This window comes from Paenibacillus sp. MDMC362 (assembly GCF_003269305.1).
In the GTDB taxonomy this organism is placed as follows: domain Bacteria; phylum Bacillota; class Bacilli; order Paenibacillales; family Paenibacillaceae; genus Paenibacillus_AQ.
The window spans coordinates 121962-131776 of record NZ_QLYT01000041.1; the positions used below are offsets into that span (position 1 = coordinate 121962).

10 protein-coding genes are annotated in these 9815 nt (G+C 48.8%); all 10 read right to left on the minus strand.

The window, feature by feature from the left end; translation table 11 throughout:
- Positions 1 to 26 precede the first annotated feature (26 nt).
- Entirely contained in the window at positions 27 to 1607 is a 1581-nt protein-coding gene (locus DP091_RS21115; RefSeq protein ID WP_113060122.1) for a peptide chain release factor 3, read from the minus strand.
- Positions 1608 to 1728: 121 nt separating this feature from the next.
- A complete protein-coding gene (zwf, locus tag DP091_RS21120) occupies positions 1729 to 3276 on the minus strand; it encodes a glucose-6-phosphate dehydrogenase (protein WP_113060123.1) in 1548 nt (515 codons plus the stop codon).
- A 137-nt stretch (positions 3277 to 3413) separates the two neighbouring features.
- Positions 3414 to 4256, minus strand: coding sequence for a YwmB family TATA-box binding protein (locus DP091_RS21125; RefSeq protein WP_113060124.1), 843 nt, complete (start codon positions 4254 to 4256; stop codon positions 3414 to 3416).
- Positions 4257 to 4560: 304 nt separating this feature from the next.
- Positions 4561 to 5205: a response regulator gene (locus DP091_RS21130; RefSeq protein WP_006212655.1), complete on the minus strand. Its 645-nt coding sequence runs from the start codon at positions 5203 to 5205 to the stop codon at positions 4561 to 4563.
- The gene (locus tag DP091_RS21135; protein ID WP_113060125.1) at positions 5189 to 6262 is read right to left on the minus strand and encodes a sensor histidine kinase; all 1074 of its coding nucleotides are present in this window, start codon (positions 6260 to 6262) and stop codon (positions 5189 to 5191) included. The genes DP091_RS21130 and DP091_RS21135 overlap by 17 nt, the downstream gene beginning before the upstream one ends.
- 41 nt (positions 6263 to 6303) lie before the next feature.
- Positions 6304 to 6948, minus strand: coding sequence for a cell wall-active antibiotics response protein LiaF (liaF, locus tag DP091_RS21140; protein WP_113060126.1), 645 nt, complete (start codon positions 6946 to 6948; stop codon positions 6304 to 6306).
- A 169-nt stretch (positions 6949 to 7117) separates the two neighbouring features.
- Complete coding sequence (locus DP091_RS21145; RefSeq protein WP_113060127.1) at positions 7118 to 7804, minus strand: PspA/IM30 family protein; 687 nt, start codon at positions 7802 to 7804, stop codon at positions 7118 to 7120.
- Between the two features lies 1 nt (position 7805).
- Positions 7806 to 8285, minus strand: a complete 480-nt coding sequence (locus DP091_RS21150) for a PspC domain-containing protein (protein WP_113060128.1) — start codon at positions 8283 to 8285, stop codon at positions 7806 to 7808.
- A 2-nt stretch (positions 8286 to 8287) separates the two neighbouring features.
- Complete coding sequence (locus DP091_RS21155; protein ID WP_113060129.1) at positions 8288 to 8965, minus strand: PspA/IM30 family protein; 678 nt, start codon at positions 8963 to 8965, stop codon at positions 8288 to 8290.
- A 68-nt stretch (positions 8966 to 9033) separates the two neighbouring features.
- Entirely contained in the window at positions 9034 to 9333 is a 300-nt protein-coding gene (locus DP091_RS21160) for a LiaF transmembrane domain-containing protein (protein ID WP_071222348.1), read from the minus strand.
- Between the last annotated feature and the right edge of the window lie 482 nt (positions 9334 to 9815).

Here is a 9815-nt window from a genome sequence, read left to right on the forward strand (position 1 = left end):
TTTTTACTGCATATTTATAACATCGCTTACGGAGCGGTCTCAAGAAACTGCGCGGTTGGATTCTTGTCGATGGCGGTTCTCATCGCATACTCATTTTCGAACAAGACAACATAGTTATCTTTCTTGTCTTTGACCAACGTTGAGTTTATCCGGAACTTGGACGGATCAATATTGTCGTCCACGATCCAGCGGGCGAACTGATACGGCATGCGTTGAAGCTGGACATCAACGCCGTATTCTCCCTTCATCCGGTACTCGAAGACCTCGAACTGGAGCTGTCCGACAACCCCGAGAATGGTCTCGTCGAAACTCACGGTGCGGAATACCTGAATGGTACCCTCTTCCGTCAGCTGATCAATTCCCTTCTGATATTGCTTATGCTTCAACGCATTCTTCACCGTTACTTTCGCAAAAATTTCCGGTGAGAACGTTGGAAGCTCGTCGAATACAACTTCACGTCCTTGACTGAGTGAGTCCCCGATCCGGAAAATGCCCGGGTCAAACAGACCGATAATATCGCCAGGGTATGCCTCCTGCACAATATCTCGATCCTGCGCCAAAAACTGCTGCGGCTGCGCCAGCTTGATTTCCTTGCCTACCCGAACATGCTTCACGCTCATACCGCGTTCGAACTTGCCCGATACGATTCGCAGGAACGCGATACGATCCCGGTGAGCCGGATTCATATTAGCTTGAATCTTAAATACGTATCCGGAGAACTTCTCATCGGTTGGTTCCACTACACCCTCCGTACTGCGGCGCGGCTCCGGCTTCGGCGCAAGCTGAAGAAAGTTCTCCAGGAAGGTCTGAACGCCGAAATTGTTGATGGCACTGCCGAAGAATACAGGCGTCAGCTGACCCTGCATAACTTTTTCCAGATCAAATTGGTCTCCGGCAACATCCAGCAGCTCGAGGTCTTGACATAACTGATCATGCAGGTAATCGCCTGCCATCTCGCGAATGATCGAATCCTCATAGCCTTCGACCTTCTGTACTTTAATCGTGGAATGGTCGTCGCCCTGGAACAATTCTACCTGATTTTTAACCCGGTCGTACACGCCGCACAGGTCACGCCCGGAGCCGATCGGCCAATTCATCGGTACGGAGCGGATGCCGAGAACCTGCTCAAGCTCCTCCATCAGATCAAAAGGACTGCGCCCTTCGCGGTCGAGTTTGTTGATGAAGGTAAAGATCGGAATGCCCCGCTTCGCACAAACCTGAAACAGCTTGATGGTCTGAGCCTCGACCCCTTTGGCTACGTCAATCAACATGACGGCGCTGTCAGCGGCGGTCAGCGTACGATAGGTATCCTCACTGAAGTCTTGGTGACCCGGCGTATCCAATATATTAATCCGATGCCCTAAATAATCAAATTGCATAACAGACGAGGTAACCGAGATTCCCCGCTGCTTCTCGATCTCCATCCAGTCACTCGTTGCATGCTTGCTCGCTTTACGAGCTTTAACCGATCCAGCCAGACGAATGGCGCCCCCAAACAAGAGCAGCTTCTCGGTCAGTGTTGTTTTACCGGCGTCAGGGTGGGAAATAATCGCAAACGTGCGGCGCTTATCCACTTCCTGCTGCAGTTCATCTATTTGCTTTGCCATTTCACTTATCCCTTCGTAACTAAAGTCATGTATATCATTGTACCACAATTTATACGCAAATCATCCCCATGCGCCATGCGCATGAGGATGATTTTTAACACGTAAATTTTAGAAATTGATCTTAGTTTTTCAACCACACCACATTATCCTCAAGCTGACCGTTTACCGGCCACCAGTGGAATCCGTCTTCCTTCAACAGCTCATCCGCTTTGTCAGGTCCCCACGATCCCGCAGGATACGATTCCAGCTCGCCCTGGTTCTCTCTCCATGCGCTGGCGATACGATCCACGAAGGACCATGCCGAAGCCACTTCATCCCAGCGCGTAAAGTAGGTGGAGTCTCCACGAGCAGCATCATGCAGGAGACGCTCATACGCTTCAGGAGAGTTAATGCCCACGATGCAGCTTTGGCAGAAGTCCATCGCTACAGGAGCGATCTCGGATTCAGATCCCGGCTTCTTCGCGTTAATCTTCACGTAAATGCCTTCCATCGGATTGACGCGAATAACGAGCAGGTTAGGCTCCAAAGAATGCTTTTGGCCCAGGTATACGTTGGTTGGCATCCGTTTGAACTCGACAACCACCTCGGTTGTCTTAACCGGGAGGCGTTTGCCCGTACGGATATAGAACGGTACGCCAGCCCAGCGGAAGTTATCCACGAAGACTCTCGCGGCAAAATAGGTTTCCGTATTGGATTCCGGATTCACTTTGTCCTCTTCACGGTATGCCGGCAGATCTTTGCCGCCCGCGGAACCGTTCGTATATTGGCCGCGAACCACGTTGTTCTTCACTTCTTCATGCGTGGCATACGGACGCAAGGAGCGAAGCACCTTGACCTTCTCATCGCGGATATCCTCTGCGAGCAGTCGGCTAGGCGGCTCCATCGCAATCATGGTCAGCAGCTGCAGCATATGGTTCTGGCCCATATCCCTTAGAGCGCCGGCATGATCATAGTACCCGCCGCGCTCCTCGACACCAACCGTTTCACCAAGCGTGATTTGGATGTTGGCGATATGCTTGTTGTTCCACAGCGGCTCGAAGAAAGCATTCGCAAAACGTATAACTTCGATGTTCTGTACCATTTCTTTACCGAGATAATGGTCAATCCGGTAGATCTCTTCTTCCTTGAACACTTTACGGATCTCTTCGTTCAGCTTGGCAGCCGACTCCAGATCGTAGCCGAACGGCTTCTCGATCACAAGACGGTTCCAGCCTTCTCCGTCTAGCATGCCGCCCTTCATCAGGTTAAACGATACGCTGCCGAACAATTCCGGTGCAAGAGCCAGATAGAACAAGCGGTTGCCCGGTATATTAAATTTTGTCTCCAATTGCTCCGTTTGTTCGCGAAGCTCACGGAAACCGTCAATATTGTTAATATCTAAAGATTTATATTCAAAATGTTGTGCAAATGCATTCCATTCACTATCCTGTTCCGAACTATATCGGCAGAATTCCTGAATTGAACGATACACGTCCTCCCGAAACTCTTCCTGGGTGCGCGGACGCCGCGCCACGCCGATTACCGCAAAATCCTCATCCAGTTTTCCTTCACGATAAAGACTGTAGATCGCCGGAAACAACTTACGTCTTGCCAAATCACCAGTCGCTCCAAAGATGAAAAATACAGCTCCCGGTGTCTTCATTGTATCTAGATTTTGATTTTCAGCCATGGCTCCTCATTCTTTCTATGAATTATAGTGTATTTTTATGCATCGGCACTTAACTCGATGTGATGACATTTTAGCATATTCATTTCAAGTATGCTATCTCATTCCGCATTTTTTCATCCGAGTTTCAGAAATCATTTTCAATATTCTATTGTAATGACGGGAAATCCGATCGTTATTCTACTACTTTTCTTCATCGAATCTTCATGCACTGCGATCTGCATATGAATCGGCGTGTCGCCACTCATCACAAAAGTACCCAGTGAAGGAGCCTCATATGAACGGCTTCGAGTTGTTTCATCTGCATAATCCTCAACGGGGCGAAGCGAAAGTTTTTGGACTACAGCCTCTTCTACCTGAGCCATCGTTCCGTCAACGCTAGCCGTCTCCGATGCATATCCTTGAATGGACGCATTCCAGGAGTTTGGTACGCCTGCTTGCTTCATCATCTCTTGAATCTGCTGCTGCAGGGTCATCATTACTCGGGACTGTCCAGCCGCTTCTCCTACAAGCATGGCTCTGACATAACTATGACCCTCCTTCGTGAAAGCCCAGTCCAGATGCACCGATACACCGGAGAGCATGCCTTCTGCTTGGAACACTTCATTTCCCTGAAGCTGGGACGTCGTAATTCCGGAGAGCCCTATTGTACGAGCCAGCTGCTCAGCTGATACCTTAGCTTGATCCTTCGATATGGAATTTATCATTTCTCCTTGAATTTTTACCGTGAGTATTGCCGAAGACTCCATATGTTCCTCCCCAAGCGCCGCCAGAAGCGTTAGATCGCTTTCTGCTGCTTCCCCGGCTCCAGTTGTTCCATTGACACCTGGTTCTCCCGTCCCGCCCGAAGCTGAAGCTTCTCCTGCATGCGGAGCGGATTCGTTTCGATTGCTGTCAGCCGTTCCCGCAAAACCCGCCATCATGCCTGCTGCCCCGCACAGCAACAACATCATCACGATGATCTGTATACGCATCTTCCGCATGGTCCGTCACGCCTCCCCGTCCGAATCTATCAATCTAGTAAAAGGATGGCCTCCGCACCACGGATTTATACCTCGCTTTTTAAAAAGATCCTTCAACGGGCTGTATGTAGAGATTCCTTCTTCCCTGTCAATAAATAAAAAAGCTCCCGATTCAGGAGTCTTTAAGTCTGTCTCTCATTGTTTAGATGGCTATGATTATAACTCACGCATCGCATCATGGATCTGCTTTCGTACCACGCTCAACATCTCAGCATCTTGGATATGTTGATGTCACCACCATCGCATAAAAAAGAGCCGGCACTCCTTACTCAGCCAGCCCATTTTTATAAGCGTAGATGGCAGCCTGGGTTCGATCCTCTACCCCCAGCTTGCCTAAAATATTCGTTACATGAAACTTCACGGTTTTGATGCCTATAATCAAATCATCAGCAATATCCTGATTCGACTTGCCCTGCGCCACCAGTCGCAGCACTTCCATTTCCCGGTCCGTAAGGTCGTTATGCGCCGGAGCTTCATTTTGCGGATGCCGGAATCGATTCATCATCTTGGAGGCAACCTGCGACTCCAGCACCGACTGCCCGCGTGCGGCTGCACGTATAGCATCAGCTACTTCAGAAGCACGGGATGTCTTCAATAAATAACTGAACGCACCTGCTTCAATAACCGGATACATCTTCTCATCGTCCAGATAACTGGTCAGTACAATGACCTTAAGATTTGGAAACTGATTCATCAATTGGCGCGTCGTCTCGATTCCATCCATTCCGTCCATCACCAAATCCATCAGCACCACATCAGGATGATATTCCTGCGCTAAGCGTATCCCTTCCTCGCCGCTGCCTGCTTCACCAACCACCTCGATGCCGTCCTCTGTACCAAGCACAGCCGCTAAACCGATCCGGACCATCTCATGATCATCCACCAGCAGCACCTTAATCGGCGTTTCCATCTACATCCCCCCGTTTGCGTTCATCATTTATGAGTGGCACAACGATCTCAATTCGAGTCCCTTTACCCGGGGCTGTTATGAATTGTACCGAGCCCCCGATCTCCGTCACCCGTTCCTGCATCGTCGATAGACCGTAGGAAGTCTGTTTCTTGTCATCCAGTTCAAACCCGATCCCGTCGTCACGCAGCATCACCCGAACGGTGTTCTGCCTGCGGTGAATACGGATATCCATTTTCTCCGCTTTCGAGTGTCTGAGGGTGTTCGACATGGCCTCCTGGATAATCCGGAACAGATGATTTTCGATCCCTTTAAGCAAATGTATATCATCGTCCATTTCAAACGTAATTTCCATAGGTACTTTGATTCGCAATTCCTTAATCAGTTCACGCAGCCCCTGCTCAAGTGCCTTCCCTTCAAGATAAACCGGCCGCAGATGAAGAAGAAGCGCCCTCATCTCGGACTGGGCAACAGCCGACATTTCCTCGATCAGAGCCACCTGGCGCTGCGCTTTGTCAAAATCCTTATCCAGCGTCCTGCCCACAGCGGTTGCCGTCATCGAGATGGCAAACAGCTGCTGAGAAACCGCATCATGGAGCTCGCGCGCCAGACGCTGCCTCTCTTCCACAATCGCCGTAACCCTGGCCTGCTCGGCAAGCTGGGCATTGTTCGTAGATAACCTCTGCAAGGAAGACACCTGCTCCTCCCAGCGTTTGCTGATCTTCACCAGCTGTTCACCAAGCCGGCCCACCTCGTCTTCGCCGATGTCCGGCATGACGTCCGTAAGGCTCCCTTTTTCCCAGTTCACCAGCGTTTCCCTCACAAGATCGACCCGTCGTTTTACCCGGTATCCCTGGAAGAAGCCATAGATCGCTCCCAGCCCAATCGGCAGCAATACGATGGTAATGCCGGCTTCGACCCGGTTCTTCCACGTCTCAAACGGTTGAAGATAACCATATGTATATAATAAATAAAGGACAACGAGCATGACAACCAATCCCAGAAGGGTCCCCTCACGCATACTTCGGGTAATCATATTGGCTTTCTTTTCCGTTTCCACGGGGCAACCCTCCTGAATGGTTTACACAAAACATACGTTTATTATGTCATTCTTATATTCAAATCTCCGCCTAAATAAGAAACAATAAATTTCACTTTATATTCACTGGTCTCATAGTTGGGTGATTTATACCGCACTCGATTTAATATGCCGGTTTCCTTCCGGTCGTCCATATGAATGGAGCCAAACAGAATGGATGCTTCGATCTCCACCCCATAATAGTCCGGGATCATCAGATCAATATCCCCCAGCATTCCATGGAACATCAGGACCGTTTGGCGTTCCTCCGGAAGCGCCAGGGACAGATCGACATCCGCCTCTCCCAGCACATGCCACACACTCAGACTGCGCATCACCCACGGAGCCCGGTCCCAATCAAAGTTGGACATAAAGTTTTGCTTCTGAATGTACTTCGTCGTGGTATGCGCTCGTTTGGACTTGCCATAAAAAATACCTAGCGATATCAAGCTGATGCCGATAATCAACATGAGATGCTCCAGCAGCAGCAGCACGGCACCTACTCCGAGCAGGATGTATCCCTTCTTCACATGTCCATGTCTGATCTGAAGGACACCTGCAAACACGAGTAACAGGGCGACAATGGTGAAGAAACCAAACCATCGGCCGAAAAGCATAATAATACCCAAGCTGATTAAACCAACTGCTATCCAGCGGTTTCTGTCCATGTCGCACCTCCTTGATGACCAAGATATAAGCTCGGAAAAGCCATATCAGTGAGACGTTCCCCACTGTATGGCTTTGCCTGTACTATACGACAATCTCATTCGTATAGCATATCATATGAACATGGTGTTCGAATACGATTTAATACTATTTTGCTGACTTGCTAAGGAATTACTCGGACTTCGAAGAATTCCCCATTTTGTTTTTTAAAGCTTGCAGCTGCTCATCCACCTTCAATTGCTTCTCAGCGTCCACGGGGCTTGTGTATACTGCGTTGTTAGGACGGTATGGGGCGCGAAGCACATCAGCTTCTGCTTCCATTTGCATGATTTTCTCCTCCATGCGATGGAAGCCCATCGAAGCACTACCGCTTTCGATCGTGTGCAGGCTGCTCACTTGAGACATTTGCTTCTTCGCTTTAGCCATTTGAGCACGGGCTACAAGCTCATTGCGCTTGTTGCGCATTTTGTAGAACTCGTCTTTCATTTCATGCAGCTGGGATACAAGTTCTTTCGCTTGAGTCTCGGATTGCAGGTGCAATTCCACGTACTCGGTTTCTTTTTGATCGAAATAGATTTTTTCTTCCAGCAGCTTGCGAGCCACTTCTTCTTGACCATTCTTCAGAGCCAATTCAGCTTGTGCTTCACGTTGTGCCGCCATCTTCACAGCCTCGTCGACGCGCTGCTTCATACGACGCTCATTGGCCATTTGCTTCGCAACCGTTACCTCTGCTTCATGAATTTCTGCCTCCATGTCGCGCAGGTACTGGTTCAACATTACGATCGGATCCTCCACTTTATCCAGCAGTTCATTCACCGATGCTTTCGTCATATCCTTAATTCTTTTAAATACTCCCATGTTATTTATCTCCCTTCTCATAGTTCGAAAGTTTTTTCTTCAGTTCTTCGATTTCTTTTTGCATTGCTTTTCTCTCAATATCCTTCATCATCGCATCCAGGTCGGAATCCGCCGACGCGTTGTTTCTTGTGCCATTGGGACGGTCATATTTGGGACCAAAGCTACTATGCTCATTCGGATAGCCTTGACGTCCATAAGAATCATTATAGCTGTTGTAGCCTGGTCCAGGGCCCGGATGATCGTTGTAACGGTATCCGCCGCCATGTCTGCCCTGTGGACCATATGGATCGTGATAATACGGCTCCTTAGGTACTACAAGGGATGCAATCAGATAGATCAACAGCGTTGTACCGCCTGTGAAAAAGATACTGACTACAAATATGATTCTAAGTAGGGTAGATTCGACTCCGAAATGATCGGATATACCGCCGATCAACCCTGTGAACATTTTGTCTCGGGTGGAACGGTACAATCTAGTCATGGTTACTCCTTTCCGCTGTTATTCAGCTTTTGCTTCAGGCGGGCAAGTTCTTTTTCTAATACAGTGGAGACCGATTCACCAGCCTGTTCCATGTATTCCTGCCCCATGCGGCGTAAATCGCGAAGACTTCTGGCTTCCAGTTCCCAGTCGCTGATACGGTCTTCGAGGCGATTGAACATCTTCGGTACGTCATGACCGCCGCCGTAGGAGCCCGTACGTTCATTCATTTTCTGCTGAAGACGAAGGGTTTCCACTCGGGCAACATAATATTGACGTTTGCTGTATACCGTTTGATATTCCATCCGCAGCTCGCCGAGCTGCTCCTCGATTTCTCTTAGCGACTCCAGGCTTGAGGACAACAGGCCTTGATACTGCTCGATCTTTTCCTCATAGATTAGTTTCTCCTGCAATGCGAGCTTGGCAAGATGTTCTTCGCCGGCCTTCAGTGCAAGCAGTGCCTGCTCTTCGCGTTTATATCGCATGGATTCGGCTTGATCCACCTGCTGCTTGAGCTGTCTGGAATGTACTTGGCATTGCTGCTGCAGCTTCTCAGCCTCAGCAATGTCCTGTCTGGTTGAATGTAGGAACTGGTCGATCAATCGAACCGGATCCTGGCTCTGCTCGAGCTTTTCATTCAATGTTGCTACGGTTATGTCTCTTATCCGCCGGAAAACACTCATATTGGCTTAGCCCTCCTCATCTATCATGATCTGTTGTTCATGCATGTTATTTAATGTAGTGGTTTTTATCAATAACGGGGTCTACCATTCTTCAATCGGGACAACCCGTAGATGATCAAGATAATTCCAAAGATCGGACCGATCAGCCAAGACAGTTTACCCATCAACCAGATCACACCGATACCGAGAATAACCCATCCCATCAAGGTGTTACCTCTCCGGATCCCGTAGTATCCCAAAGCGACCATCAGGATTGGAATTAGAAGACTGAACAACCACCCAAGCAGAGGACCGAATACTCCAAGGAGAACCAAGATCCCTACACCAATCAACAGGATACTCATTCCATTTCCTTTTGAATTTCTCATTTATACACCGCCTTTCTGTTGTTTGATCGTTGTTTCTTTTGTTCAACCTTATGACTCTATTCTAGGTAATTTTGAGTTTCGCTAAAACGGCCTGGGGACGGTTTTTGAACCTAGACCTAAGGCGGGGCCTTCTACAGACCTACGTCCAACCCTGCACTGGATCGATTAATCGAAGGGTTTGCTTGTGTAGATGAATCCGGCTGGATCATCTTTGTTTTACCTATAAAGAGACGCGGTTTCTAATGATAGTTTAATTTAAGGAGTGTAACTCCAGGAAGCTCCGAAGGTGATAGAAAATTCCCATGAAAGGTAACTGGGGAGGTAGCATGAAGAATGGAGTCTAACATTAAATTACGAAGAGGCTATCGATGTAGATGCAACGAAAAAAGGAATGCAGACGTTTATCGTCTACATTCCTTTTGGATGATGCCGGTGAAGGGACTCGAACCCCCACGGTTTCCCTCACGATTTTGAGTCGCGCG